Source organism: Streptomyces sp. NPDC052052 (assembly GCF_040680455.1).
GTDB lineage: Bacteria > Actinomycetota > Actinomycetes > Streptomycetales > Streptomycetaceae > Streptomyces.
This window is the reverse complement of the sequence record NZ_JBFAWU010000015.1, coordinates 33,520-60,481: the sequence shown is the minus strand read 5'-3', so window position 1 is coordinate 60,481 and position 26,962 is coordinate 33,520. Positions and strand designations below refer to the sequence as shown.

Genomic DNA, 26,962 nt, shown 5'->3' with positions numbered 1-26,962 from the left:
AATCAGCAACCGGTCGTGAAGCACTGCCGCAGGCCCGGAGGATGTCGTGAGCGACACACAGACCCTGATCGAGAACCGACCGCCCTCCGTGGCGAACCTCTTCGTCGACCGCGTGGCGGCCACCCCGGACGGGGAGGCCTACCGGTACCCCGTTCCCTCGGCCACCGGCGAGGGGCCCGACGAGTGGAAGTCGCTGAGCTGGGCGCAGGCCGCCGAGCGGGTGTACGCCATCGCGGCGGGGCTGATCGGTCTGGGCGTGCAGCCGGAGCAGCGGGTGGCGCTCGCCGCCAGTACCCGGGTCGAATGGATCCTCGCCGACCTCGGCGTGATGTGCGCGGGAGCCGCCACCTCGACGATCTACCCGTCGACCAACGCCGAGGAGTCGGCTTTCATCCTCGCCGACTCCGAGAGCCGGGTCCTGATCGCCGAGGACGCCGGTCAGCTGGCCAAGGCCCGCGAGCGCCGTGCCGAACTGCCGCACCTCGCCCATGTCGTCGTCATCGACCCCGAGGGCGCCGGTCCCGCCGAGGGCGACCCCGACGGCTGGGTGCTCACCCTCGCCGATCTGGAGGCCCGCGGCGCGGAGCACCTCGCGAAGCACCCCGACGCGATCAAGGAGCGGGTCTCCGCCATCACCGCCGATCAGCTGGCCACGCTGATCTACACCTCGGGCACCACCGGTCGCCCCAAGGGCGTACGCCTGCCGCACGACAACTGGTCGTACATGGCGAAGGCCACCGTGGCGACCGGCCTGATCACCAAGGACGACATCCAGTACCTCTGGCTGCCGCTCGCGCATGTCTTCGGCAAGGTCCTCACCTCGGGCCAGATCGAGGTCGGCCACGTCACCGCCGTCGACGGCCGGGTCGACAAGATCATCGAGAACCTGCCGGTCGTCCAGCCGACGTACATGGCCGCCGTTCCCCGCATCTTCGAGAAGGTCTACAACGGTGTCGCCGCCAAGGCGCGGGCCGGCGGCGCGGCCAAGTACAAGATCTTCCAGTGGGCGGCCGGGGTCGCCCGCGAGTACGCGGTGGTCTCGCAGGACAACTTCCAGCGCACCGGCGCGGCCTCCGTCCCGTTCGGGCTCGGTGCCAAGCACAAGGTCGCCGACACCCTTGTCTTCGCCAAGATCCGCGAGGCCTTCGGCGGCCGGCTGCGCGCCTGTGTCTCCGGCTCCGCGGCCCTCGCCCCCGACATCGGCTACTTCTTCTCGGGCGCCGGCATCCACATCCTGGAGGGCTACGGGCTCACCGAGTCCAGCGCCGCCTCCTTCGTCAACCCGGGCGAGGCCTATCGCACCGGCACCGTCGGCAAGCCGCTTCCCGGCACCGAGGTGCGGATCGCCGACGACGGTGAGATCCTGCTGCGCGGCCCCGGTCTGATGGAGGGTTACCAGGGGCTTCCCGAGAAGACCGCCGAGGTGCTCGAGGCGGACGGCTGGTTCCACACCGGTGACATCGGTGAGCTGTCCGTGGACGGCTACCTCCGGATCACGGACCGCAAGAAGGACCTGATCAAGACGTCCGGTGGCAAGTACATCGCCCCGGCGGAGGTCGAGGGACAGTTCAAGGCGGTCTGCCCGTTCGTCTCCAACATCCTGGTGCACGGTGCGGACCGCAACTTCTGCACCGCCCTGATCGCGCTCGACGAGCCGACCATCCTGGGCTGGGCCGCCGAGAACGGCCTGGACGGGAAGACCTACGCCGAGGTGGTGGCGAACCCGCAGACCGTCGCACTCATCGACGGGTACGTGAAGCGGCTCAACGAGGGGCTGCAGCGCTGGCAGACCATCAAGAAGTTCCGGCTGCTGCCCCGCGATCTCGACATCGAGCACGGCGAACTGACGCCCAGTCTCAAGCTGAAGCGACCGGTCGTCGAGCGCGAGTACAAGGATCTCATCGACGACATGTACGCGGGAACCCGGGAGGCCTGACACCGGTCCTTCCGCCACCGGCCGCACGGTGCGGCTCCTTCTGTCTCCGTCTGCTCACTTTCTCTGCCCACTTCGGCAACTCGTCGCTTGTGGGCACGGCCCATCTGTCACTCTGTCGGTGTCGTCAGCGGCGCCCAAAGAGAACACACAGCCAGAGCGAGAACAGACAGCAAGAGCGAGAACAGGTCAGGAGCTGCACCGTGGGGCCCATTCCCTTGCAGCGGGACATCATCCAGCGTCCCGGTCTCCCCGTCGGCCATGCGGACGCACGGCCCGTAGCCCGAACGTCCCTGCCCGGAAACCTCCTCGCGCCCTCCACCGCCCGCAGGTTCGTCCAGGCCGCGCTCACCGAGTGGGCCGGGCTCGGACTGCCGGCGGCCGTGGGCTTCAGCGAGCGTCTGGCCGAGGACGCGGCGATCGTCGCCAGCGAACTGGTCACCAACGCGGTCGTGCACGCCGGGACCACCGTCGAACTGCTCTGCCGGCTGGAGGAGACCGCCGAGGACGAGGCCGCGGCCCTGGTACTGGAAGTCTCCGACCACCACCCGGCCCGATCCGTGGGCGGCGACGCCCCGGAGGGCGGCGCGGCGGACACCGCACAGGGCGATCCGAGCCCCGGCCCCGAGGAGCCCGCCGAGTACGGTCGCGGGCTCCAGCTCGTCGGCACCCTCGCCGAGCGCTGGGGCATCACCTACCGCACGGGCCTCAAGACCGTCTGGGCCCGGCTCCCCGTCGACGACTGGAATCCGTTCCCCGAGCCGTCCGCCGAGAACGGTTTCGCCCGGCGACCGCGTGCCGCCGAACTGCTCGCCCCCAGCGCCCGCCGGGCCCCGCGCGACGACACGGACTGGGCCGGCCGCGGTGCGCTCTCGTTCCTCGCCGAGGCCTCGGACCTGCTCGCGGGCCAGCTCGACGAGGACATCGTCGCGGCGCTCTCGGGACAGTTACTGGTGCCCAGGCTCGCCGACTGGTGCGCGATCTGGCTGGAGCCCGAGAACGGCGGCCCCTCGGCCGTTCCCCGGCTCGCCAGCGTCTGGCACCGGGACGAGGCGGAGACCGGGCAGCTGCGTACGGTGCTGGAGCAGGACCCCATCCGGCTGCCCGAACGGGTGGGCACCGGGCCCGTCTCCATGCCCTGGCCCGCGGGCGAGGAGGACGAATCCGATGAATCTGGCGAATCCGGAGGGTGTGCCGTATCCCTGTTCGCCTACCGGATCACCTCGGGCGGCCGGACACTCGGCGCGGTGCTGCTCGGCCGGGAGGACGGGGCACGTGTCCCCGACGAAGTGACCGCCCTGATCGAGGACTTCGTACGCCGTGTCGGCCTCGCGGTCGGCGCCGCCCGCGCCTACACCCGGCAGGCCACCATCAGCCGCATCCTGCAACGCGCGCTGCTGCCCAGCAAGGTCGCCGACATACCCGGTGTCTCCCGTGCGCTGGTGTACGAACCCAGTGACGACGGGGTCGTCGGCGGAGACTTCTACGACATCTTCCCCTGCCCCGGCGACCGTTGGTGCTTCGTCCTCGGCGACGTCCAGGGCAGCGGACCCGAAGCCGCCGTCGTCACCGGCCTCGCCCGGCCCTGGCTGCGGCTGCTGGCGCGCGAGGGATTCGGAGTGGGCGAGGTGCTGGACCGGCTCAACCGGCTGCTCCTCGACGACGCCATGGAGGCCGCCGAGGCAGCCGCCCTCATGGTGGCCGCGGCGGGCGGCCAGCAGACCGCGGACACCGGGCAGTCCCGGTTCCTCTCCCTGCTGTACGGGGAACTCGTGCCGCTGCCCGGCGGCGGGGTGCGCTGCACCCTCGCCAGCGCCGGCCACCCGCTGCCGCTGCTGCTGCGGCCCGACGGAGAGGTGCGCCAGGCCGCCGAGCCGCAGATGCTGCTCGGGATCTTCGACGACGTCGCGTACGCGAGTCAGAGCTTCGACCTGGAACCAGGCGACAGCCTGCTGTGCGTCACCGACGGAGTGACGGAGCGGCGCTCCGGGTCCCTGATGTTCGACGACGGGGACGGCCTGGCCCGGTCCCTGGCCGGCTGCGCCGGGCTGTCGGCGGACGGGATCGCGGACCGGATCAAGCGCGCCGTGCACGAATTCGCCGAGCGGCCGCCCGACGACGACCTGGCCCTCCTGGTGCTCCAGGCGGGATGAGGCCGGGCCGGACGGGGCCGGACGGCCGGTGCGGACACCGGCGTGGCCCGGCAACCGCCGGTGCCGAGCGACAATGGGCGGTATGCCTTCCGTACTGCCCGATGGTGAACCCGTACCCGACGACGGCGCGCTGCCGCGCCAGGCCCTGGAAGGTGCTGCCGACCGGCCGCTCGGCTTCTATCTGCACGTTCCCTACTGCGCGACCCGCTGCGGCTACTGCGACTTCAACACCTACACCGCCACCGAGCTGCGCGGCTCGGGCGGGGCGCTGGCCTCGCGGGACAACTACGCCTCCCATCTGATCGGCGAGGTCCGCCAGGCCCGCAAGGTCCTCGGCGACGACCCGCGTCCGGTCCGTACGGTCTTCGTCGGCGGTGGCACACCCACCCTGCTGGCCGCCGCGGACCTGGTCCGCATGCTGGGGGCGATCCGTGAGGAGTTCGGGCTCGCGGACGATGCCGAGATCACCACCGAGGCCAACCCGGAGTCCGTCGGTCCGCAGTATCTGGCCGAACTGCGGGAGGGCGGCTTCAACCGGATCTCGTTCGGGATGCAGAGCGCCCGGCAGCACGTGCTGAAGATCCTGGACCGTACGCACACGCCGGGTCGGCCCGAGGCCTGTGTCGCCGAGGCCCGGGAGGCAGGCTTCGAGCACGTCAACCTCGACCTGATCTACGGCACGCCGGGGGAGTCCGACGACGACTGGCGGGCCTCGCTGGACGCGGCGATCGGGGCGGGGCCCGACCATGTGTCGGCGTACGCGCTGATCGTCGAGGAGGGCACGCAGCTGGCCCGGCGCATCCGGCGCGGCGAGATCCCGATGACCGATGACGACGTCCACGCGGACCGGTACCTGATCGCGGACGAGGCGATGGCCGCGGCGGGCTTCTCCTGGTACGAGGTGTCCAACTGGTCCCGCACCCCCGAGGGCCGGTGCCTGCACAACGAGCTGTACTGGCGCGGCGCCGACTGGTGGGGTGCCGGCCCCGGCGCGCACAGCCATGTCGGCGGGGTGCGCTGGTGGAACGTGAAGCATCCGGGGGCGTACGCGCAGGCCCTGGCCGAGGGCCGGTCGCCAGGGGCCGGGCGCGAGATCCTCTCGCCGGAGGACCGGCGGGTCGAGCGGATCCTGCTGGAACTGCGGCTCGCGGAGGGCTGCCCGTTGTCGCTGCTGGCACCGGCCGGGCTGGCCGCGGCGGCGCGGGCGGTGGAGGACGGACTGCTGGAGTCCGCTCCGTACGACCAGGGGCGCGCGGTCCTCACCCTGCGCGGCCGGCTGCTCGCGGACGCGGTGGTCAGGGACCTGGTGGACTGAGCGCGGGCGGACCGGACGGCGGTTGCGCTCAGGCGACTCAGGCCGGCTGCGTCACGAAGTCGATCAGCTCCTCGACCCGGCCCAGCAGGGCCGGTTCCAGATCCCGGTACGAGCGCACCCCGGACAGGATGCGCTGCCAGGCCTCGCCGGTGTTCTCCGGCCAGCCCAGCGCGCGGCACACGCCGGTCTTCCAGTCCTGGCCGCGCGGGACCACCGGCCAGGCCGTGATGCCCACGGACGACGGCTTCACCGCCTCCCACACGTCGATGTACGGATGGCCCACCACCAGCACGTCCGGGTCCGAGACCCGGTCCGCGATCCGGGACTCCTTGGAGCCGGGGACCAGGTGGTCGACCAGGACGCCCAGCCGGGCGTCCGGGCCGGGCGAGAACTCACGTACGACGGCCGGGAGGTCGTCGATGCCCTCCAGGTACTCGACGACCACGCCCTCGATCCGCAGGTCGTCGCCCCAGACCCGTTCGACCAGCTCGGCGTCGTGGCGGCCCTCCACGTAGATCCGGCCGGCCCGGGCCACCCGGGCCCGCGCCCCCGGCACCGCGACCGAACCCGAGGCCGTGCGCACGGGGCGTACCGGAACGGCCGCCGACGGGCGTACGAGCGTCACCACCCGGCCCTCCAGCAGGAAGCCGCGCGGCTCCATCGGGAACACCCGGTGCTTGCCGAAACGGTCCTCCAGCGTGACCGTCGGACCCTGGGCGGTCTTCTCGCAGCGGATCACGGCACCGCAGAACCCGGTGGAGACCTCCTCCACCACCAGATCGGGCTCGGCGGGCACCTCGGGAACGGGGGCGGACTTCTTCCACGGCGGGGTCAGGTCCGGCTGGTAGCTGCGCATCGGATGACGATAGGACGAGCGGCCGTCACGACACGCCGAAGAGCCCCGCCAGCCGGTCGCGCTGGTCCCGCACGAACGCCGCGTCCACCACCGCCCCGTGCCCCGGTACGTACACAGCGTCCGCGCCGCCCAGCGCCAGCAGCCGGTCCAGTGCGGCCGGCCAGCGGGCCGGGACGGCGTCCGGGCCCGCCTGCGGCGGTCCGGACTCCTCGACCAGGTCGCCGCAGAGCACCACCGTGGGGGAGCCGGGCACGAGCACCACGAGATCGTGACCGCTGTGGGCGGGGCCCACGTTCGCCAGCAGCACCTGCCGGCCGCCGCCCAGGTCGAGCGTCCACTCGTCGTGCACCTCGTGCTGCGGCACCACCAGTGCGTCGACGGCCTCGGTCGCCTCGTGCTCCGGCACTCCGTGGCGGATCGCGTCGGCGCGCAGATCGTCCGCCTCGAGCCTCAGCAGCTCGGCCATGCCGACGGCCCCGTACACCTGGACGCCGGAGAAGGCCGCGGTGCCCAGGACGTGATCGAAATGGGGGTGGCTGAGTGCGATATGCGTCACCCTCCGGCCGAGCAGGGCCTGCGCCTGGGACCGGATCCGGACGCCCTCGCGGAGTGTCGATCCGGTGTCGAAGAGCAGCGCCCCGTCCGCTCCCGACACCAGTGCGACGGTCGCGTCCCACCTCGGGAGGCGGCATCGGCCCACTCCGTGACCGAGTCGCTCCCAGCCGAACTCTTCCCAAGAGGCGTTCATACCGCGACGCTATCGGCAACGACCTGCGCAGTCCCGCGACGGCATGACCGGTTGCTCTTGCTAGGCCCCCACTCCGCCGCCGTACACTGGCCCGGGGAATGCTGGCACTCGCAAGGACAGAGTGCCAGGGGATTCCTGGGAACGGATCAGGAACGGCCCGAGAACCACCGAGGAAACACAGCTGGAGGTGTGCGCGATGCTCAGCGAACGCAGACTCGAAGTGTTGCGCGCCATCGTCCAGGACTATGTCGGCACCGAGGAGCCCGTGGGCTCCAAGGCCCTCACCGAGCGGCACAGGCTGGGGGTCTCCCCGGCCACGGTCCGCAACGACATGGCGGTGCTGGAGGACGAGGGCTTCATCGCCCAGCCCCACACCAGTGCCGGCCGCATCCCGACGGACAAGGGCTACCGGCTCTTCGTCGACAAGCTCGCGGGTGTCAAGCCCCTCTCGTCGCCGGAACGCCGCGCCATTCATCACTTCCTCGACGGCGCGGTCGACCTCGACGACGTGGTGGGCCGCACCGTACGGCTGCTCGCGCAGCTGACCCGGCAGGTCGCCATCGTGCAGTACCCCTCCCTGACCCGGTCGACGGTCCGGCACGTGGAGCTCCTGTCCCTGGCGTCCGCCCGGCTGATGCTCGTGCTGATCACGGACACCGGCCGGGTCGAACAGCGGATGATCGACTGCCCGGCTCCGTTCGGCGAGACCGCGCTCGCCGATCTGCGGGCCCGGCTCAACAGCCGGGTCGTCGGACGCCGTTTCGCGGACGTCCCGCAGCTGGTGCAGGATCTGCCGGAATCCTTCGAGAGCGAGGACCGGGGAACCGTGTCCACCGTGCTCTCCACCCTGCTCGAAACCCTCGTCGAGGAGACGGAGGAGCGGCTGATGATCGGCGGCACCTCCAACCTCACCCGCTTCGGGCACGACTTCCCCGTGATGATCCGGCCGGTGCTGGAGGCACTGGAGGAGCAGGTCGTGCTGCTGAAACTGCTCGGCGAGGCCAAGGACTCGGGCATGACCGTACGCATCGGGCACGAGAACGCCCACGAGGGGCTCAACTCCACGTCCGTCGTCACGGTCGGCTACGGTTCGGGCGACGAGGCAGTCGCCAAACTCGGCGTGGTCGGACCGACCCGCATGGATTACCCCGGAACGATGGGAGCGGTACGCGCAGTGGCACGTTACGTCGGACAGATCCTGGCGGAGTCGTAAGTGGCCACGGACTACTACGCCGTACTCGGCGTGCGCCGCGACGCATCCCAGGACGAGATCAAGAAGTCCTTCCGGCGGCTCGCCCGCGAGCTGCATCCGGATGTGAACCCCGATCCGAAGACGCAGGAGCGGTTCAAGGAGATCAACGCCGCCTACGAGGTGCTCTCGGACCCGCAGAAGAAGCAGGTCTACGACCTCGGCGGGGACCCGCTGTCCGCCTCCGGCGGCGGTGGCGCGGGCGGATTCGGACAGGGTGGCTTCGGCAACTTCTCCGACATCATGGACGCGTTCTTCGGTACGTCGTCGCAGCGCGGACCCCGTTCGCGCACCCGGCGCGGCCAGGACGCGATGATCCGGCTGGAGATCGATCTGGCCGAGGCCGCGTTCGGCACCACCAAGGACATCCAGGTCGACACGGCCGTCGTCTGTACGACGTGCAGTGGCGAGGGCGCCGCACCCGGCACCTCCGCCCAGACCTGTGACATGTGCCGCGGCCGTGGAGAGGTCTCGCAGGTCACCCGGTCCTTCCTGGGCCAGGTCATGACCTCCCGGCCCTGCCCGCAGTGCCAGGGCTTCGGCACGGTCGTGCCGACGCCGTGCCCGGAGTGCGCCGGCGACGGCCGTATCCGGTCGAGGCGCACCCTCACCGTGAAGATCCCCGCCGGTGTCGACAACGGCACCCGCATCCAGCTCGCCGGCGAGGGCGAGGTCGGCCCCGGCGGCGGCCCGGCCGGCGATCTGTACGTGGAGATCCACGAGCTGGCGCACTCGGTGTTCCAGCGCCGCGGCGACGACCTGCACTGCACGGTCACCATCCCCATGACGGCGGGCGCACTCGGCACCAAGGTGCCGCTGGAGACGCTCGACGGCCTGGAGGAGGTCGACATCCGGCCCGGCACCCAGTCCGGCCAGTCGGTTCCGCTGCACGGGCGCGGCATCACGCATCTGCGGGGCGGCGGGCGCGGCGATCTGATCGTGCACGTCGAGGTGATCACCCCGACGAAGCTGGACCCGGAGCAGGAGCGACTCCTGCGGGACCTGGCGAAGATGCGCGGCGAGGAGCGGCCCACCGGCCAGTTCCAGCCCGGACAGCAGGGGCTCTTCTCCCGGCTGAAGGACGCTTTCAACGGCCGCTGAGGCTCCGTGTCCCGCATTCGGCCGCCGGACGGGCTCGCTCGTGGAGCCCGTCCGGCGGCCGAGGACGATGTGGGCCATGGCCTGCGGAAGCCGTGACGCGCGGAACGTGACACGATGCGGTCATGTCATCCGTGCTGACTGATATTTGCCGGTATCCGATCATTCAGGCGCCCATGGCGGGAGGCGCCTCCTGCCCAGAGCTCGTCGCGGCCGTCAACGGGGCGGGCGGACTGGGCTTCCTGGCCGCCGGGTACAAGACGACGGACGGCATGTACCACGAGATCAAACGGCTGCGCAGGCTGACCGGTCGGCCCTTCGGAGTCAATCTCTTCATGCCGCAGCCCCAACTCGCCGACCCGGGCGCCGTCGAGGTGTACCGGCATCAACTCGCCGGTGAGGCCGCCTGGTACGACACTCCGCTCGGAGATCCGGACTCCAGCGGCGACGACGGCTACGAGGCCAAGCTCGCCATACTTCTGGAGGACCCGGTCCCGGCCGTCTCCTTCACCTTCGGCTGTCCGACCCGGGACACCCTCGACGCGTTCGCCGGCGTCGGCACGTACACCGTGGTGACGGTCACGACGCCCGAGGAGGCCCAGGCCGCCGAGTGGGCGGGCGCGGACGCGGTCTGTGTCCAGGGAGTGGAGGCGGGCGGTCACCAGTCCACCCACCGCGACGACCCGCAGGCCGACGGGACCGGGATCGGACTGCTCTCCCTGGTGGCCCAGGTCCGCGAGACCGTGCAGGTGCCGATCATCGCCGCGGGCGGGCTGATGCGCGGGTCGCAGATCGCCGCGGTGTTCGCCGCGGGGGCCCAGGCGGCCCAGCTCGGCACGGCGTTCCTCGCCTGCCCCGAATCCGGCGCGCATCTGCTCCACAAGCAGGCACTGACCAACCCGCTCTTCGTACGGACCGCCCTGACCCGGGCGTTCTCCGGCCGCCCGGCCCGCGGCCTCGTCAACCGCTTCATGCGCGAGCACGGCCCGTACGCCCCCGCCGCCTATCCGCAGGTCCACTATCTGACCAGCGGGCTGCGCAAGGCGGCGGCGAAGGCCGGTGACGCCCAGGGCATGGCACTGTGGGCGGGGCAGGGGCACCGGATGGCGCGTGAGCTGCCGGCCGGCCGACTGGTCGAACTGCTCGTCGAGGAAGTGGACGCCGCACGGGCGGCAGTGAGCACAGGGAGTATGCAGTGACCGCACCGGTCTTTGTCGTCGAACAGGTCCCGGAGGGGCCGGAGTTCGTTCTGGAAGGGCCCGAGGGGCGGCACGCCGTATCGGTGAAGCGGCTGCGCGCAGGTGAGGCCGTCGTACTGACGGACGGTCGCGGTCGTTGGACGGAAGGCGTCGTCGGGGCGGTCGAGGGCAAGGACCGGCTCGTCGTCGCGGGCCTGGTGGCGGTCCAGGAGGAGGCGCGGCCCGCTCCCCGCATCACCGTCGTCCAGGCCCTGCCCAAGGGCGACCGCGGTGAGGTCGCCGTCGAGACGATGACGGAGACCGGCGTCGACGCGATCGTGCCCTGGCAGGCATCGCGCTGCATCACGCAGTGGAAGGGGGACCGCGGCCTCAAGTCCCTCGCGAAATGGCGCAACAGCGCCCGGGAGGCGGGCAAGCAGTCACGCCGGACGCGCTTCCCCGAAGTGGCCGACACGCTGACGACCACACAGGTGGCCGCACTTCTGGCCACGGCGGACTTCGCCGCCGTCCTGCACGAGGACCGGGACCACGACAGCGAGCCGCTGGCCGCCGTCCAACTCCCCACCCAGGGGGAGATCGTGCTGGTCGTCGGCCCCGAGGGCGGCGTGTCGCCGGACGAACTGGCGGTCTTCACCGCGGCCGGCGCCCGGGTCTGCCGGCTCGGGGCATCCGTCCTGCGCACCTCGACGGCGGGCACGGCGGCCGCGGCGCTGTTGCTGGGGCGCACCGGCCGCTGGGCGTGAGCCCCCTTCGCGCGCCTGCGCCGCCAGGTTGTGGCCGCACGCGTCTACCGGCGCGCGTCACCACGGTGGGAAGCTCACCGTATGGGGACATCCAGGGCATGGGGCCGGGGAAGAACCCGTCGCTTTCTGGCCACGTCCGCTCTCGCGGGCGCGGCGGTCGCAGGTGTCGCGGCCTGTGAGCCGACGGGCAACCTGAACTCCACATCCATCGCCGTGACCACCGACCTGACCGGCACCAGCGCCCTGGAGCGCAGCGGAGTCGATGTGCGGTGGCTGAACTGCACCGCCGACGTCCACGGGGACCGTGCCGTGGGTACGTCGTCGCCATCCGCCTCCGCGCCCCGGAACGCGGACGTCGACTGCACCGGAAGGACCGGTACCGGCAAGGACATCACCCTCGTCGGCACGGTGACCCAGGAACTCGACGGGCGGTGCGTGCAGGGCGACCTGACCGCCAGGACCGGCGGGAAGGTCGTCTTCCACTCGGACATGCTCGGCAACTGCGCCGCCGCCCAGCCCGTCGTCGGCGCACGCACGCCGGCGGGAGGCGGCGCCCGGCCGACGGTGACCGTGACGGTCACCGTGACCGAACAGCCCCGGGGGAAGTGAATGCGGCCGGCGCGGACCACCCGGCGGACTCCGGCCAACCCGGTTACGCGGAGCATGCGGGCGGCCTAGGGTGATCCCTGTGACGCAGCCTGCCTACCTCCGATACCCCCATGTCCAGGGCGATCTGATCGCCTTCACCGCCGAGGACGACGTCTGGCTGGCACCGCTGGACGGCGGCCGTGCCTGGCGCGTCAGCGCCGACAACCGGCCGGTCACCAACCCACGGATATCTCCCGACGGGACACACGTCGCCTGGACGTCCACCCGGGACGGGGCGCCCGAGGTGCATGTGGCCCCCGTCGACGGAGGCCCCTCCAGGCGGCTGACCTACTGGGGCGACGCGCGGACCACGGTGCGCGGCTGGACGCCCGAGGGCGACGTACTGGTCACCTCCACTCAGGGGCAGGCCTCGCTGCGGCGCAGTTGGGCCAGGGCCGTCCCGGTGGACGGCGGGCCCGCGCGGACCCTGCCCTACGGCCCGGTCGGGTCCCTCGCGTACGGGCCCGGCGGACGGGTCCTGCTGCTCTCGGCCGCCATGGGGCGCGAGGCCGCCACCTGGAAGCGCTACCGGGGCGGCACCGCGGGCAAGCTGTGGATTGAAATCGAACCCGAGGGCGGCACCGACGGCCCGGCACAGTTCGTACGGCTGCACGAGGACCTCGACGGGAACATCGAAGCGCCGATGTGGGTGGGCGACCGGGTCGCCTTCCTCTCCGACCACGAAGGCGTCGGCGCGCTCTACTCCTCGCTGCCCGACGGCTCGGACCTGCGCAGGCACACCGGCATCGAGGGGTTCTACGCCCGCCACGCGACCACCGACGGCACCCGCGTCGGCTACGCGTCGGCCGGTGAGCTCTGGCTGCTGGACGACCTCGAGGGCGCCGAACCCCGCCGCCTCGACATCCGGCTCGGCGGCCAGCGGGCCGACCTCCAGCCCCACCCCGTGCACGCCGGCAGCAACCTCGACTCCGCGTCCCCGGACCGCACGGGCCGCGGCAGCGCCGTCGCGACGCGCGGCGCCGTCCACTGGGTCACCCACCGCGAGGGGCCGGCCCGCGCGCTCGCCGTCGAACCGGGCGTACGGGCCAGGATGCCCCGCGCCTTCCAGGCCGAGGGCGACCAGTACGTCGTCTGGGTCACCGATGCCGAGGGCGACGACGCCCTGGAATGCGCACCCGCCACCGGCACCGCCCCGGGCGCCGTACCGCGCCGCCTCGCAGCGGGCCGTATCGGCAGGGTCCTCGACCTGGAAGCGGCCCCGGACGGCAGCCGGTTCGCCGTCGCCGCGCACGACGGGCGGGTACTGATCGTCGAGCGGGAGAGCGGCGAGGTCCACGAGGTGGACCGCAGCGAGGACGGCGACGCCTCCGGTCTCGTCTTCTCGCCCGACTCGGCCTGGCTCGCCTGGTCGCACCCCGGGCCCGAACCGCTCAGGCAGCTCAAGCTCGCGCACCTCGCCGATCTGTCGGTCGCCGAGGCGACCCCGCTGCGGTTCCGGGACTTCGCCCCCGCCTTCACCACCGACGGCAAGCACCTCGCGTTCCTCTCCGAGCGCTCCTTCGACCCGATCTACGACACCCATGTCTTCGACCTGGCGTTCATCGGCGGCTGCCGTCCCCATCTGCTGACGCTCGCCGCCACCACCCCCTCCCCGTTCGGTCCGCAGCGGCACGGCCGCCCGACCGAGAAGGACAAGGGCGGCGACGGCGAGGACAACCCGACCGCACTGCCCGTCACCCGGATCGACCTCGACGGCCTCGCCGACCGGATCGTGCCGCTGCCCGTCGAGGCCGGCAGCTATTCCTCGCTGCGCGCCGCGAAGGACGGGCTGCTGTGGCTGAGCCACCCGGTGACGGGAGTGCTCGGGACGAGCGGCGCCACGCCCGACTCCCATCGGCCCGAGACCGTCCTGGAGCGATACGACCTGGAGAAGCTGCGCCGCGAGGAACTCGCCTCGGACGTCGACGATTTCGCGGTCAGCGGCGACGGCAAGCGGCTCGTCCTGCACACCCGCGGCAAGCTGCGGGTCGTGCCGTCCGACAGCCGCGTCTCGCCCGGCGACGACGACCACGACGGCGACAACGTCACCGTCGACCTCTCCCGGATCCGCCGGATCCTCGACCCGGCCGCCGAGTGGCGCCAGATGTACGACGAGGCCGGACGCATCATGCGGGACAACTTCTGGCGCCCCGACATGGGCGGCATCGACTGGGACGGGGTGCTGGACCGCTACCGCCCGGTGCTGGACCGCGTCGCCACTCACGACGATCTGATCGACCTGCTGTGGGAGGTGCAGGGCGAGCTCGGCACCTCCCACGCCTATGTGACGCCGCCCGGAGGCTGGCGCGACGACTCCTCCCGGCAGGGACTGCTCGGCGCCGACATCTCCCGTTCGGACGAGGGCAGTTGGCGCATCGACCGGATCCTGCCGTCCGAGACCTCCGATCCGGCGGCCCGCTCGCCGCTCGCCGCACCCGGAGTGGCGGTGCGTGTCGGCGACGCGATCCTCGCCGTCGACGGTCAGCCGGTCGACCCGCTCACCGGCCCCGGACCGCTGCTCACCGGCTCGGCCGGCAAGCCGGTCGAGCTGACGGTCTCCCCGGTGGACGGCGGCTATCCGCGCCATGTCGTCGTCGTGCCCATCGACGACGAGGAGGCGCTGCGCTACCACGCCTGGGTCGCCGACCGGCGGGCGTACGTCCACGAGCACTCCGGCGGCCGCCTCGGCTATCTCCACGTCCCCGACATGGTCGGCTCCGGCTGGGCCCAGCTCCACCGCGACCTGCGGATCGAGGTGGCCCGCGAGGGACTGGTCGTGGACGTCCGGGAGAACCGCGGCGGCCACACCTCACAGCTGATCGTGGAGAAGCTCGCCCGGCGCATCGTCGGCTGGGACCTGCCGCGCGGCATGCGGCCCTCCAGCTACCCGGGGGACGCGCCGCGCGGTCCCGTGGTGGCGGTCGCCAACGAGTTCTCCGGTTCGGACGGCGACATCGTGAACGCCGCGATCAAGGCGCTGCGCATCGGCCCGGTGGTCGGTACGCGCACCTGGGGCGGCGTGGTCGGCATCGACAGCCGGTACAAGCTCGTGGACGGGACGTCGGTCACCCAGCCCAAGTACGCCTTCTGGCTGGAGGGTTACGGCTGGGGCGTGGAGAACCACGGGGTCGATCCCGATGTCGAGGTCGTGATGACGCCGCAGGACCATGTGGCGGGGCGTGATCCGCAGCTGGACGAGGCGATCCGGATCGCCCTGGCCTCGCTGGCCGAGACACCGGCGAAGCAGGCTCCCGACCGGCCGGGGCTGTAGTGCGGGGTGCGGGGGCGTCGCCCCCGCACCCCGGTCGCGCCGGCGGGACCGGGGCGGGGGAGTGGGCCGCCAAGGGGCGTACCGCGGCGGCGCCCGGACCCACTCGTCCGTCCCGATAGCATGCCCGTACAACGATCACCACGACCGAGGAGCCGACCCCATGGCGGGAGAACCGCAGCCCGACTGCCTGTTCTGCAAGATCGTCTCGGGTGAGGTCCCGGCAACGATCGTCCGGGAGACCGAGACCACCGTCGCCTTCCGGGACATAAACCCCCAGGCCCCCACCCACGTACTCGTCATCCCCCGCGTCCACCACGCGGACGCCGCCGCCCTCGCCGCGGCCGAACCGGCGATCGCCGCCGACATACTGCGCGAGGCCGGGCACGTCGCCGCCGACGAGAAGATCGTGGACAGTGGCTACCGGGTCGTCTTCAACACCGGCTCGGGCGCCGGCCAGACCGTCTTCCACGCGCACGCCCACGTCCTGGGCGGCCGCGGACTGCAGTGGCCCCCCGGCTAGATTCACCGTGTCCGTCCGTGAACTCGTGGTCCTCGGCACCGCCAGCCAGGTACCGACCCGCCACCGCAACCACAACGGCTATCTGCTCCGCTGGGACGGCGAAGGAATCCTCTTCGACCCCGGTGAGGGCACCCAGCGGCAGATGCTGCGGGCCGGGGTCGCCGCGCACGACATCGACCGGATCTGCGTCACGCACTTCCACGGCGACCACTCGCTGGGCCTGGCCGGGGTGATCCAGCGGATCAACCTCGACCAGGTCCCGCACCCGGTCACCGCGCACTACCCGGCGAGCGGACAGCACTACTTCGAGCGGCTGCGGTACGCGACGGCCTACCGCGAGTCCGTCGAGCTGACCGAGGCCCCGGTCGCCGCCGACGGGGTGATCGCCACCACGGACGCGTACACGCTCAGCAGCCATCGGCTCTCGCACCCCGTCGAGTCGTACGGTTACCGGCTCGTCGAGCCCGACGGTCGCCGCATGCTGCCCGCGAAACTGGCCGCACACGGCATCAAGGGGCCCGACATCGGCCGGATCCAGCGCGAGGGCGCCCTCGGCGGTGTCACGCTCGACGACGTCTCGGAGCGCAGGCGCGGACAGCGGTTCGCGTTCATCATGGACACCAGGCTCTGCGACGGCGTGCATGTCCTCGCCGAGGGCTGCGACCTGCTGGTCATCGAGTCGACCTTCCTCGACGAGGACGAGCGGCTCGCCACCGACCACGGCCATCTGACCGCCGGCCAGGCGGCCCGGGTCGCCCGGGACGCGGGCGTACGCCATCTGGTGCTGACGCACTTCTCGCAGCGGTACGACGACCCGGGCGTCTTCGAGACCCAGGCCCGCGCCGCGGGGTTCGAGGGCGAACTGACCGTCGCCCAGGACCTCGGCCGGGTCGCCGTACCCACCCGGCACCTCTGACCCCATCAGCACCACTTGTGAGCGTGAAAGAACCAGTGCCCCTCCCCAAAGCCGAACTCCACCTCCACATCGAAGGAACCCTCGAACCCGAGCTGGCCTTCGCACTCGCCGAACGCAACGGCGTGCGACTGCCGTACGCGGACACCGAGGAGCTCCGCACCGCCTACCTCTTCGACGACCTCCAGACCTTCCTCGACCTGTACTACGCCCTGATGGCGGTGCTCAGGACCGAGGCGGACTTCGAGGAACTCGCCGACGCGTATCTCGCCCGTGCCGCCGCCCAGGGCGTCCGGCACGCCGAGATCTTCTTCGACCCGCAGGCGCACACCGCCCGCGGTGTCCCGATCGGTACCGTCATCGAGGGGCTCGGCCGGGCGCTGGACCGCAGCGAGGAGAAGCACGGCATCTCCACCCAGCTGATCATGTGCTTCCTGCGCGACCAGTCCGCCGAGTCGGCGCTGGAGACCCTGGAGTCCGCGAAGCCGTATCTGCACCGGATCAGCGCGGTCGGTCTCGACTCGGCGGAGGTCGGGCACCCGCCCGTGAAGTTCCGTGAGGTCTACGAGGCGGCCGGGGCACTCGGGCTGCGCAAGGTCGCCCACGCCGGCGAGGAGGGGCCGCCCGCCTACATCCATGAGGCGCTGGACGTGCTCGGGGTCGAGCGCATCGACCACGGGCTGCGCTGCATGGAGGACGCGGACCTGGTGAAGCGCCTGGTCGCCGACCGGGTACCGCTCACCCTCTGTCCGCTGTCCAACGTGCGGCTGCGGGCCGTCGACACACTGGAGGAGCACCCGCTGCCGGCCATGATGGCCGCCGGACTGCTCTGCACGGTGAACTCCGACGACCCCGCCTACTTCGGCGGATACGCCGGGGACAACTTCCACGCCGTCCACGAGGCGCTCGGCCTCGACCGGGAGCAGCTGCGCACGCTGGCCCGCAACTCCTTCGAAGCGGCCTTCCTCGACCACGACGAGGAGCGCAGGGCGCGCTATCTCGCCGAGGTGGAGGCGTACGCGTTCGACTGACCGGGGCCGCCCGACGGGCCCGCCGTCCGGAACGCGGTCCTGACCGGGCGTCCGCGGCGCAGTGCGGGCGGGCTGATCTCCGTCACGGCCTGCTCGGGCGCGCCCAGCTCAGGCACGGCGCCGGGCATCGCCCCGGTGGTGACGGCGAGCAGCGCGGCCGGTGCGCCACCCCGGCGGCGAACCGATCCCGGCAGCAGCGTACGGCCACCGGTGTGCAGGGCGACCGCCGTGACAGGGGCCGCGACCAGGAGCGTGACGGCGCCCAGCACCAGTCCCATGACCGGGTAGCCGGCCTGCTCGGACAGCACACTGCCGAGGACCGGTCCGCAGGCCACCCCCACGGACGAGGCGGAGCCCGCGAGCACCGCCCAGCGGCCGCGCACGTCCAGGGAGGCGGCCAGCCCGATCAGATACGACAGGACCACCGGATAGACGGCGTTCCACAGGATCTCGCCGGACGCGAACGGACCGAGACTCCCGGCCGACGAGCTGAGCACGATGCTCGCCGCGATGATCACGGTGCCCAGACCGATCGGCACCGCCCGGCCGAGCCTGGCGCCCAGCAGCCCGGCGCCGAGCACCCCGAGCAGGCCCGCGCCGAGCGCGGCGGCGAACACCGCACCGACGGTGACCTCGGAGAGCCCGGCCTGAGCCACCCCGATCCGGCCGCTGACCCCCCACAGCGCGTTCTGGGCCATGGACCAGACGAGCATGCCGCCCGCCAGCACCAGGCCGGGGCGACGGTGCGGCAGCCGACCGGCGGCCGGAGCGGCGGAACCGCCGGGGGAGGCGCCGCCGAGCCGGGCGGTGGCGGGCCAGACGAACAGGGCGACCAGGGCGATCGAGGCGAACGGCAGCCGGTGCCCGCCGCCCAGGTGCGGGATCGTCAGATAGAGGACGCCCGCCGTGGCCGAGACGCTGAGCAGGCCGAGGGACGAGGTGCGGTGCGGATCGCGCTGTGCGGCGATGCCCGCCGCGGCCACCGCGGTCGCCGTACCGGAGCCGAGGCCGCCGATCACCACGCCCGTGACCACCAGCGGCACGGAACCCGCCAGCGCCGCGCACCCGTACCCCGCCGCGGCCAGCACCAGTCCGATCCGCGCCGGTCTGCGCGGCCCGTATCGCTCGACCCGGCCCGCCAGCGTGAACCCGGCGGTCGCCGAACTCAGCAGCAGCGCGCTGCCCACCAGCCCGGCCTGGGCGGTACTGAGGCCCAGATACACGGCGAGCCGCCCGACGACGGTGGGGAGCAGATAGGAGGCGAGGTAACCGGCGGTGAACACGGCGACCAGCGGCCATGCGGCGCGAGGGCGCGAGGACATGGGCGTTCCTGAGGACATGCCGAAGGAGGCGGAGAAGGCAGGGGAGGGCAATGCGCGAAATGCAGGGGAAAGCGGGACACACCGCGGCAACTCTCGCCGACGGGGCTCGCGGGCCAATTTGTATCAACTGCCCCCGGTCGGCCGAAAGGCACCCCTGGGTGATCTGGGGCACATCTGTGTTTACGCTTCGGTCAAACGGGTACACGAAGACGTTTACGCAGGTCATCGCCTGTGTGTGCGGGAGCTTGGCGGATCCTGCCGAGAAGGCGGGCCGAACCCGCCGGCTACGGGGGCGTATCGGGCACACTGGCCAGATCTGCTACGACCCGGGAGCGCAAGGTGAGCACAGATATTCCGGATATCGACCCGCTGGACGGGCTGCGCGCCCCGCAGGACCCGGACTGCGACGTCTTCCTCACCGGCACGGTCTTCCTCGACATCATCTTCACCGGCCTCGACAGCGCCCCGGTCCGCGGCACCGAGTCCTGGGCGCGCGGCATGGGCTCCAGCCCCGGCGGGGTCGCCAACATGGCCACCGCGCTGGCCCGGCTGGGACTGCACACCTCGCTGGCCGCGGCCTTCGGCGACGACCACTACGGGGAGTACTGCTGGGACGCCCTGGAGCAGGGCGAGGGGATCGACCTGTCCATGTCGCACACCGTCCCCGGCTGGCACTCCCCGGTGACCGTCTCGATGGCCTACGAGGGCGAGCGGACGATGGTCTCGCACGGCCACGAGGCCCCGGGCCCCGCGGGCGCCGCGATGCCCGCCGAGGAGAACGTGTTCCCGAGCTGCCCGCCCCGGGCCCGGGCCGCCGTCGCCTCGCTCGTCCCCGGCCGCATCGAGCCCTGGGTCGCCAAGGCGGCCGCGAACGGCGCGCGGATCTTCGCCGACGTCGGCTGGGACGAGACCGGCCGCTGGGACCTCGACGCCCTCGCCGACCTGGAGCACTGCGAGGCCTTCCTCCCCAACGCCGAGGAGGCGATGCGCTACACCCGTACCGACTGCCCGCGTGCCGCCGCCCACGCCCTGGCCGAGCGGGTGCCGCTCGCCGTGGTCACCCTGGGCGCGGAGGGGGCGTACGCGGTGGACTCGGCCACCGGCGAGAGCGCGGTGGTACCCGCCATCGAGGTCGAGGCGCTGGACCCGACCGGCGCGGGCGACGTGTTCGTGGCCGGATTCGTCACCGGCACCCTGGCGGACTGGCCGCTGGCCGACCGGCTGGCCTTCGCCGGACTCACCGCGGCGCTCTCGGTGCAGGAGTTCGGCGGATCGCTGTCGGCCCCGGGCTGGGAGGAGATCGCCGCCTGGTGGCAGCAGGTGCGCACCCTCACCGACCAGGATCCGGCGGCGCTCCGGCGGTACGCGTTCCTGGACGAACTCCTGCCCGCGGCGGCCCGGCCGTGGCCGCTGCGCCGCGCCGTCCCGACGCTCGGATTCCGTCATCCGGCGTGACACCCGGGCACACGCGTTCGTCCCCCGCACGAAAAAGCTGTCGGTGTTGTCGGTGCCAAGTCGTAGGCTTGGAAACCAAGAGGTTGTCGATCGGCGAGAACCCTGCAACAGGAGGTATGTGCAGGCCACAGAGCCGGCCCATGACTCAGACATCCACAGCCCAGACCCCTGCGCCGGAGCAGGCGCGAGCCCAGTTCTCCGTTCCGGCCAAGCATCCGATGGTGACCGTTCTGGGGTCAGGTGACTCTCTCCTGCGCGTGATCGAGACGGCCTTCCCGGCGGTCGACATCCATGTCCGGGGAAACGAGGTCAGTGCCGCCGGAGACGCGCGCGAGGTCGCTCTCATCCAGCGCCTGTTCGACGAGATGATGCTGGTGCTCCGCACCGGTCAGCCGATGACGGAGGACGCAGTGGAACGCTCGATCGCCATGCTCAGGGCGACGGAGAAAGGCGAGGGGGACGGACCGGAGACGCCGGCCGAGGTGCTCACCCAGAACATCCTCTCCAGCCGCGGTCGCACGATCCGCCCCAAGACGCTCAATCAGAAGCGGTACGTCGACGCCATCGACAAGCACACCGTCGTTTTCGGCATCGGCCCCGCCGGCACCGGAAAGACCTATCTCGCCATGGCGAAGGCGGTTCAGGCCCTGCAGTCCAAGCAGGTCAACCGGATCATCCTGACCCGTCCCGCCGTCGAGGCCGGTGAGCGGCTGGGCTTCCTGCCAGGCACCCTCTACGAGAAGATCGACCCGTATCTGCGCCCGCTCTACGACGCGCTGCACGACATGCTCGACCCCGACTCCATCCCGCGGCTGATGGCGGCGGGCACGATCGAGGTCGCACCTCTGGCCTATATGCGGGGCCGTACGCTTAATGATGCTTTTATCATCCTGGACGAGGCGCAGAACACCAGCGCCGAGCAGATGAAAATGTTCCTGACCCGGCTCGGCTTCGACTCGAAGATCGTCGTCACCGGTGACGTCACCCAGGTCGACCTGCCGAACGGGACCAAGAGCGGACTGCGTCAGGTCCAGGAAATCCTGGAGGGCGTCGAGGACGTGCACTTCTCCCGGCTCACCTCCCGGGATGTCGTCCGGCACAAGCTGGTCGGCCGTATCGTCGACGCGTACGAAAAGTACGACAGCCGAGACAGCCGCAACGGGAAGTAGTCGCAGCGCATCATGTCGATCGACGTCAACAACGAGTCCGGAACCGAGGTCGACGAGCAGGCGATCCTCGACATCGCCCGCTACGCGCTCGCGCGGATGCGGATCCACCCCCTCTCCGAACTCTCGGTGATCGTGGTGGACAGCGACGCCATGGAGCAGCTCCACATCCAGTGGATGGACCTGCCGGGGCCGACGGACGTGATGTCCTTCCCGATGGACGAACTCCGCCCGCCGTCCAAGGACGACGAGGAGCCCCCGCAGGGACTCCTCGGGGACATCGTGCTCTGCCCGGAGGTCGCCAGGAAGCAGGGTGAGGACGCGGAGACCCGGCACTCCATGGACGAGGAGCTCCAGCTCCTCACCGTCCACGGAGTGCTGCACCTCCTCGGGTACGACCACGAGGAACCGGACGAGAAGGCCGAGATGTTCGGTCTCCAGGCCGCGATCGTCGACGGTTGGCGCGCGGAGCGCGGTCTGACCGGTCCGTCTCCCGCCCCCACGGTGTCGTGAGCGTCCCCCTCGTTCTGGGTGCCGTCCTGCTGGTCGTCGTCGGATGGCTGGCAGCCTGCGCGGAGGCGGGTATTGCCCGCACCTCCAGCTTCCGGGCCGCCGAGGCGTTCCGCTCCGGCCGGCGCGGCAGCCAGAAGCTGGAACAGGTCGCCGCGGACCCGACCCGCTATCTCAACGTCGCGCTGCTGGTGCGGGTCGCCTGCGAGATGTCGGCCGGTGTGCTCGTCACGTACGCCTGCCTGCAGGAGTTCCCGGAGACCTGGCAGGCGCTGGCCGTCGCCATGGCCGTGATGGTGCTCGTCTCCTACGTCGCCATCGGCGTCTCGCCGCGCACCATCGGCCGCCAGCACCCGCTCAACACGGCCACGGCCGCGGCGTACGTCCTGCTGCCGCTGGCCCGGGTCATGGGCCCCGTCCCGCAGTTGCTGATCCTCATCGGCAATGCGCTGACGCCGGGCAAGGGCTTCCGCAAGGGGCCGTTCGCCAGCGAGGCCGAACTGCGGGCGATGGTCGACCTCGCCGAGGCGGAATCACTGATCGAGGACGAGGAGCGCCGCATGGTGCACTCGGTTTTCGAACTCGGAGACACCCTGGTGCGCGAGGTGATGGTGCCGCGCACCGACCTGGTCTGCATCGAGCGCTACAAGACGATTCGACAGGCGCTGACCCTGGCGCTGCGCTCCGGTTTCTCGCGGATCCCCGTCACCGGGGAGAACGAGGACGACATCGTCGGCATCGTGTACCTCAAGGACCTGGTCCGCAAGACGCACATCAACCGCGAGGCGGAGGCCGATCTGGTCTCCACGGCGATGCGCCCGGCGGCGTTCGTGCCCGACACGAAGAACGCCGGCGACCTGTTGCGCGAGATGCAGCAGGAACGCAACCATGTCGCCGTCGTGATCGACGAGTACGGCGGCACGGCGGGCATCGTCACCATCGAGGACATCCTCGAGGAGATCGTCGGCGAGATCACCGACGAGTACGACCGCGAGCTCCCGCCCGTCCAGGACCTGGAGAACGGCTGCTACCGGGTCACCGCGCGGCTCGACATCGGCGACCTCGGGGACCTGTTCGGCCTCGACGAGTACGACGACGAGGACGTGGAAACGGTCGGCGGACTGCTCGCCAAGGCGCTGGGCCGGGTGCCGATTGCCGGGGCGACCGCGGTCGTCGACCTGCCGGACGGCCGTCGGCTCCGGCTCACCGCCGAGTCCACGGCGGGCCGGCGGAACAAGATCGTCACGGTGCTGGTGGAGCCCGTGGTGGCGCAGGAGGTGGACGAGGAGTGACCCCGCAGCGGCTGAGGGCGTTCTGCCTGGAGTTCAACGCGAGCGTCGAGGAGTTCCCGTTCGGGCCGGAGACCTCGGTCTTCAAGGTGCTCGGCAAGATGTTCGCGCTCAGCGCGCTGGACGCGCGCCCACTGACCGTGAACCTCAAGTGCGATCCGGACGATGCGGTGCGGCTGCGGGAGGAGTACGACGCGGTGGTGCCGGGCTGGCACATGAACAAGCGGCACTGGAACACCGTGACGGTGTCCGGGGTGCCCGACCGGGTCCTGCGTGAGCTGGTGGAGGACTCCTACGACCTGGTGGTGGCCGGGCTGCCGAAGGCGGAGCGGCTGCGGCTGGACCGGGCGTAGCCCCCGCGGGGTCGGACCGCCCGCGAGGGACCGTCCGGGGCCTCTGGGAAGGGGCGGAGCAGGGAACGCGCCCTGCGGTTCGTATGCTCGGCACATGACTGAGAGCACCGACCTCGGCCCCGAGGACCGCAAGATCGTCACGCTGGCGCGCAGCGCCCGCGCCCGCAACGGTGTGCCGGAGGGCGCCGCCGTACGCGACGAGACCGGACGTACGTATGTCGCGGGCACCGTGCGGCTGGAGTCGCTGAAACTCAGCGCGCTGCAGACCGCCGTGGCGATGGCCGTGGCCAGTGGTGCCGCGTCGCTGGAGGCGGCCGCGGTCGTCTCCGAGGCACAGACCCTCGCGGCCGCGGACCTCGCCGCGGTGCGGGACCTGGGCGGCCCGGACACGCCGGTCCTGCTCGCCGGACCCGACGGCACGCTGCGGGCCGGCGTGACCGCCGGCTGACACCGGCGCCCTTCCCCGTACCGGGTGCGAAGGCCCCGCGCCCCCACCGGGCGTATGCAAGGGGCCTTCGCGGCCCCGGTCAGGGGAGGCGGATCTTGACAGCATCTGATGGTTCATCAGTTTCTGTCTCCCGCCCCCATTGACTTCTCTTCGGCCGGAGCCGTCAATGGGCCCCCTGTCGGCGCAGAAGACACGCTGCGCCGCATCCGGCAGGAGGGGGCTCCGTGCGTCCGACCGAACGAAGAGTCAGCATCCGGGGATCCGATCCTCGAAGACGTCCGGCGCGTGGGCGCCGCTGGGCCTCCGCCCTGGGTGTGGGCGCGCTCGTCGTGGCCGCGGGAGGGGGGTTCGCCACCCCTGCGCAGGCCAGGGTCACGGTCTCCGCGCCGGTGGAGTTCCCCACCCACTGCATCCCGCCCGCCATCGCGGGCATCCCGCCGATCGACGGAACGACGAAGGCCGAGATCACCGTCGACAACGCCGTCCCGAAGGTGGGCGACACGGTCACGGTCACGTACACCGTCGTCGAGGCGGCCGCGAGCAATCCGGTCGATCTGGCTCTGCCCGCCGACATCATGACGCCGACCGGCACGGTCGTCGTCGCCGGCGCGCAGACCGCGAGCGTCAGCGTCAGCGGCCCGAAGAGGAACGATCCCGTTCCCGGCAAGGGCGTCTTCCCGTCGTTCTCGATGACCGGCACCTTCACGGTCACCGCGCCCGGTGAGATCACCCTGTCGCCCGGCGACTACAACATCCACACCAGCTACCTCGTGGAGCTGGACACCCCCTGCACCGTGACGAACCCGCCCGCCCCCGTCTCCCAGACGATCATCGCGATGGACGACGACGGCGGCGGTCAGGTCAACGAGCGTGCCATCCGGCTCGGGGCCGCCTCCGGTAAGGCGGGCGCATCGGTGGAGGTGACCGGGTCGAAGTTCTCCGCGGGTGCGGACATCACCCTCGCGGGCCGGGCCGGTGACCGCCAGACCGCCGACACGACCACCGTCAGGGCGGACGACTCCGGCGGCTTCAGCGGCCGGCTCACTGTCAACGATCCGGCCACCACCGGCATCGTCGCCTACGAGGGAGCCGCCTGGGACGCGGCCAAGGGAGCGGGCCCGCAGGCCTATACCGTCACCACCGGTGGCGGCGGGGTCCCGGACAACAGCCAGCGGCTCGACGCCTCCGTCCGGGCGGGCACCCTCTCCATGATCCAGGCCGGTGACGCCGTGCAGATGTCGGAGGTCGACTTCGGCAGGGGCGGCGCTTCCCGGGGGTCCCTGCAGACGGTGACGGTCGAGGACTACCGCGGCGGGCCCGCGGGCTGGTCCCTGACCGGGAAGGTCACCGACTTCACGGGCCCCGGCGGCGCGACGATCGGCGCGTCCGCACTCGCCTGGACCCCGGTCTGCGCGACGAAGAAGGGCAGTCCCAGCACCTGCGCGGCCGGCTCGCAGGGACCGGTCGGCAGCGCGGGCGCCACGCTGGCGTCCACGCCGAACGGGACCCTGACCGGCGGGGAGTTCACCGTCGACGCCCGGCTCGCGCTGAGCGTACCGGCGTACACCGCCCCGGGCGCGTACTCCGGTGTGCTCACCCTCACCCTCACCTGACCGAGCGGTTCCAGCAGTTCTGATCAACCGGTGGTCCGGGCGCGCACCCGCCCGGACCATCCCGACGTCCAGAGACCAACCAACCAACCGACCAACCCGGGGGTTCCGCACCGTGCGCAAGTTGTACGTACTCCTCCTGGCCGGCGCTCTCCTGCTGATCGGCGCCCCCGCGGCCCACGCCGCGGACAACGGCAGCTGGTCGGTCTACCCCGCCACCGCGGGGACCGGGCAGCGCCCGTACTTCTACCTCTCCGCCGACCCCGGCGCCACGCTCCACGACAAGGTCACCGTCACCAACAAGACGGATCAGCCGCGGACCTTCCGGCTGTACGCGGCCGACGCCTACAACACCGCACGCGACGGCGGATTCGCCGTCCGCTCCCGACAGGAGAAACAGAGCTCGGTCGGTGCCTGGGCGAGGACCGACCGCGACCGGGTCACCGTGAAGCCGCACGGCTCCGTCCTCGTCCCCCTCACCATCACCGTTCCGGAGGACGCCGAGCCGGGTGACCACCCCGGCGCGCTCGTCGCCCTGGACGAACACGTCGATTCCGCCGACGCGGGAGCCGTTGCCGTCGGCATCCAGCAGGCCGTGGGGGCCCGGATCTATCTGCGGGTGAACGGACCGACCATGCCCGCGCTCTCCGTGGACGACGTCACGGTCGAGCACACCCAGCCGCTGGTCCCGGGCACCGGCAGCAGCCGGGCCGTCATCTCGTACACGCTCCACAACCGGGGCAACGTCACCCTCAACCCCAAGGTCGCCCTCAGGGCCGAGGGCCTTTTCGGCCGCACCCTGCTCGCCCGCGACCTGAAGAAGGTCCCCTCCGAACTGCTGCCCCGACAGAAGGTCCGGCTGACCGAGCAGTGGGCGGGCGCTCCCCAGCTGGAGTGGGGCGAGATCCGGCTGACCGCGAGTGCCCGCGACACCCGTGAGTCCGCCACCGTGTCCTACTTCGCACTGCCCTGGCTGGTGGCCGGGGTCCTGCTGGTGATCGTCGGCGGAGGAGCGGGGCTGTGGATACGGGCCCGGCGGCGCCGTGCCCGCACGGTCCCAGGCGACGTGGGACAGAAGGCCCGGCGCAGCCCCGCCCGCGCGGTCTGAGGCGACGCGGGACAGGCCCGGAGG

Annotated in this window: 23 protein-coding genes; 20 read left to right on the top strand and 3 right to left on the bottom strand. The window is 71.7% G+C overall.

All coding sequences use genetic code 11. The annotated features are described in order from the left end of the window. The first annotated feature begins 46 nt into the window (after positions 1-46). The 3 genes from AB0L71_RS19340 to hemW all read left to right on the top strand — a co-directional run bounded on the left by AB0L71_RS19340 (position 47) and on the right by hemW (position 5,401). A complete protein-coding gene (locus AB0L71_RS19340; protein ID WP_365244105.1) occupies positions 47-1,936 on the top strand; it encodes an AMP-binding protein in 1,890 nt (629 codons plus the stop codon). A gap of 215 nt (positions 1,937-2,151) precedes the next feature. Then, entirely contained in the window at positions 2,152-4,086 is a 1,935-nt protein-coding gene (locus AB0L71_RS19335; protein ID WP_365244355.1) for an ATP-binding SpoIIE family protein phosphatase, read from the top strand. A 73-nt stretch (positions 4,087-4,159) separates the two neighbouring features. Further along, the gene (hemW, locus tag AB0L71_RS19330; protein ID WP_365244103.1) at positions 4,160-5,401 is read left to right on the top strand and encodes a radical SAM family heme chaperone HemW; all 1,242 of its coding nucleotides are present in this window, start codon (positions 4,160-4,162) and stop codon (positions 5,399-5,401) included. A 37-nt stretch (positions 5,402-5,438) separates the two neighbouring features. On the opposite strand, the gene AB0L71_RS19325 is transcribed toward hemW, so the two are convergent. Together AB0L71_RS19325 and AB0L71_RS19320 are read right to left on the bottom strand one after the other, a co-directional pair. Further along, complete coding sequence (locus tag AB0L71_RS19325; protein ID WP_365244101.1) at positions 5,439-6,257, bottom strand: DUF3097 domain-containing protein; 819 nt, start codon at positions 6,255-6,257, stop codon at positions 5,439-5,441. 25 nt (positions 6,258-6,282) lie between these two features. Next, positions 6,283-7,005: an MBL fold metallo-hydrolase gene (locus AB0L71_RS19320; protein ID WP_365244099.1), complete on the bottom strand. Its 723-nt coding sequence runs from the start codon at positions 7,003-7,005 to the stop codon at positions 6,283-6,285. A gap of 196 nt (positions 7,006-7,201) precedes the next feature. Here AB0L71_RS19320 and hrcA point away from each other — a divergent pair, with 196 nt between their 5' ends. From hrcA to AB0L71_RS19275, 9 genes are all read left to right on the top strand, one after another. Further along, positions 7,202-8,218, top strand: a complete 1,017-nt coding sequence (gene hrcA / locus AB0L71_RS19315) for a heat-inducible transcriptional repressor HrcA (RefSeq protein WP_365244097.1) — start codon at positions 7,202-7,204, stop codon at positions 8,216-8,218. Next, entirely contained in the window at positions 8,219-9,355 is a 1,137-nt protein-coding gene (dnaJ, locus tag AB0L71_RS19310; RefSeq protein WP_365244095.1) for a molecular chaperone DnaJ, read from the top strand. Positions 9,356-9,477: 122 nt separating this feature from the next. Beyond that, complete coding sequence (locus tag AB0L71_RS19305) at positions 9,478-10,551, top strand: nitronate monooxygenase (protein ID WP_365244093.1); 1,074 nt, start codon at positions 9,478-9,480, stop codon at positions 10,549-10,551. Further along, complete coding sequence (locus tag AB0L71_RS19300) at positions 10,548-11,294, top strand: 16S rRNA (uracil(1498)-N(3))-methyltransferase (protein WP_365244091.1); 747 nt, start codon at positions 10,548-10,550, stop codon at positions 11,292-11,294. The genes AB0L71_RS19305 and AB0L71_RS19300 overlap by 4 nt, the downstream gene beginning before the upstream one ends. Before the next feature lie 81 nt (positions 11,295-11,375). Then, complete coding sequence (locus AB0L71_RS19295; protein ID WP_365244089.1) at positions 11,376-11,903, top strand: hypothetical protein; 528 nt, start codon at positions 11,376-11,378, stop codon at positions 11,901-11,903. Positions 11,904-11,982: 79 nt separating this feature from the next. Beyond that, on the top strand, positions 11,983-15,213 hold the full coding sequence (locus tag AB0L71_RS19290) for a S41 family peptidase (RefSeq protein WP_365244087.1): 3,231 nt from the start codon (positions 11,983-11,985) through the stop codon (positions 15,211-15,213). A 160-nt stretch (positions 15,214-15,373) separates the two neighbouring features. Continuing rightward, a complete protein-coding gene (locus AB0L71_RS19285) occupies positions 15,374-15,733 on the top strand; it encodes a histidine triad nucleotide-binding protein (protein WP_365244085.1) in 360 nt (119 codons plus the stop codon). A 7-nt stretch (positions 15,734-15,740) separates the two neighbouring features. Continuing rightward, a complete protein-coding gene (locus tag AB0L71_RS19280; protein ID WP_365244083.1) occupies positions 15,741-16,649 on the top strand; it encodes a ribonuclease Z in 909 nt (302 codons plus the stop codon). Between the two features lie 35 nt (positions 16,650-16,684). After that, positions 16,685-17,677, top strand: coding sequence for an adenosine deaminase (locus tag AB0L71_RS19275; RefSeq protein WP_365244081.1), 993 nt, complete (start codon positions 16,685-16,687; stop codon positions 17,675-17,677). Here AB0L71_RS19275 and AB0L71_RS19270 read toward each other — a convergent pair. Further along, complete coding sequence (locus AB0L71_RS19270; protein ID WP_365244079.1) at positions 17,641-18,999, bottom strand: MFS transporter; 1,359 nt, start codon at positions 18,997-18,999, stop codon at positions 17,641-17,643. The genes AB0L71_RS19275 and AB0L71_RS19270 overlap by 37 nt on opposite strands. Positions 19,000-19,338: 339 nt before the next feature. Here AB0L71_RS19270 and AB0L71_RS19265 point away from each other — a divergent pair, with 339 nt between their 5' ends. The 8 genes from AB0L71_RS19265 (at position 19,339) to AB0L71_RS19230 (ending at position 26,938) form a co-directional block, all read left to right on the top strand. Next, complete coding sequence (locus AB0L71_RS19265) at positions 19,339-20,454, top strand: PfkB family carbohydrate kinase (RefSeq protein WP_365244077.1); 1,116 nt, start codon at positions 19,339-19,341, stop codon at positions 20,452-20,454. Positions 20,455-20,594: 140 nt separating this feature from the next. Then, positions 20,595-21,623 carry a PhoH family protein gene (locus tag AB0L71_RS19260; protein ID WP_365244076.1) on the top strand — a complete coding sequence of 343 codons (1,029 nt, stop codon included), beginning with the start codon at positions 20,595-20,597 and terminating at the stop codon, positions 21,621-21,623. A 12-nt stretch (positions 21,624-21,635) separates the two neighbouring features. Then, on the top strand, positions 21,636-22,133 hold the full coding sequence (gene ybeY, locus AB0L71_RS19255; protein ID WP_365244074.1) for an rRNA maturation RNase YbeY: 498 nt from the start codon (positions 21,636-21,638) through the stop codon (positions 22,131-22,133). Next, positions 22,130-23,422 carry a hemolysin family protein gene (locus AB0L71_RS19250; protein WP_365244072.1) on the top strand — a complete coding sequence of 431 codons (1,293 nt, stop codon included), beginning with the start codon at positions 22,130-22,132 and terminating at the stop codon, positions 23,420-23,422. Before ybeY ends, AB0L71_RS19250 begins: the two co-directional genes overlap by 4 nt. Next, positions 23,419-23,772, top strand: a complete 354-nt coding sequence (locus AB0L71_RS19245; protein ID WP_365244070.1) for an MmcQ/YjbR family DNA-binding protein — start codon at positions 23,419-23,421, stop codon at positions 23,770-23,772. The genes AB0L71_RS19250 and AB0L71_RS19245 overlap by 4 nt, the downstream gene beginning before the upstream one ends. A 94-nt stretch (positions 23,773-23,866) precedes the next feature. Beyond that, positions 23,867-24,220, top strand: a complete 354-nt coding sequence (locus AB0L71_RS19240) for a cytidine deaminase (protein ID WP_365244068.1) — start codon at positions 23,867-23,869, stop codon at positions 24,218-24,220. Between the two features lie 314 nt (positions 24,221-24,534). Further along, positions 24,535-25,833 (top strand): beta-xylosidase, encoded by a 1,299-nt coding sequence (locus AB0L71_RS19235; protein WP_365244066.1) that lies wholly within the window; start codon positions 24,535-24,537, stop codon positions 25,831-25,833. Between the two features lie 112 nt (positions 25,834-25,945). Beyond that, entirely contained in the window at positions 25,946-26,938 is a 993-nt protein-coding gene (locus tag AB0L71_RS19230) for a DUF916 domain-containing protein (protein ID WP_365244065.1), read from the top strand. Positions 26,939-26,962 lie beyond the last annotated feature (24 nt).

Bases quoted from the DNA above. Each gene is read 5' to 3' on its own strand.
- hemW (WP_365244103.1), top strand. From the start codon at position 4,160: ATGGGCGGTATGCCTTCCGTACTGCCCGATGGTGAACCCGTACCCGAC.
- AB0L71_RS19325 (WP_365244101.1), bottom strand. From the start codon at position 6,257: ATGCGCAGCTACCAGCCGGACCTGACCCCGCCGTGGAAGAAGTCCGCC.
- AB0L71_RS19320 (WP_365244099.1), bottom strand. From the start codon at position 7,005: ATGAACGCCTCTTGGGAAGAGTTCGGCTGGGAGCGACTCGGTCACGGA.
- hrcA (WP_365244097.1), top strand. From the start codon at position 7,202: ATGCTCAGCGAACGCAGACTCGAAGTGTTGCGCGCCATCGTCCAGGAC.
- AB0L71_RS19305 (WP_365244093.1), top strand. From the start codon at position 9,478: ATGTCATCCGTGCTGACTGATATTTGCCGGTATCCGATCATTCAGGCG.
- AB0L71_RS19295 (WP_365244089.1), top strand. From the start codon at position 11,376: ATGGGGACATCCAGGGCATGGGGCCGGGGAAGAACCCGTCGCTTTCTG.
- AB0L71_RS19285 (WP_365244085.1), top strand. From the start codon at position 15,374: ATGGCGGGAGAACCGCAGCCCGACTGCCTGTTCTGCAAGATCGTCTCG.
- AB0L71_RS19270 (WP_365244079.1), bottom strand. From the start codon at position 18,999: ATGTCCTCGCGCCCTCGCGCCGCATGGCCGCTGGTCGCCGTGTTCACC.
- AB0L71_RS19260 (WP_365244076.1), top strand. From the start codon at position 20,595: ATGACTCAGACATCCACAGCCCAGACCCCTGCGCCGGAGCAGGCGCGA.
- ybeY (WP_365244074.1), top strand. From the start codon at position 21,636: ATGTCGATCGACGTCAACAACGAGTCCGGAACCGAGGTCGACGAGCAG.
- AB0L71_RS19240 (WP_365244068.1), top strand. From the start codon at position 23,867: ATGACTGAGAGCACCGACCTCGGCCCCGAGGACCGCAAGATCGTCACG.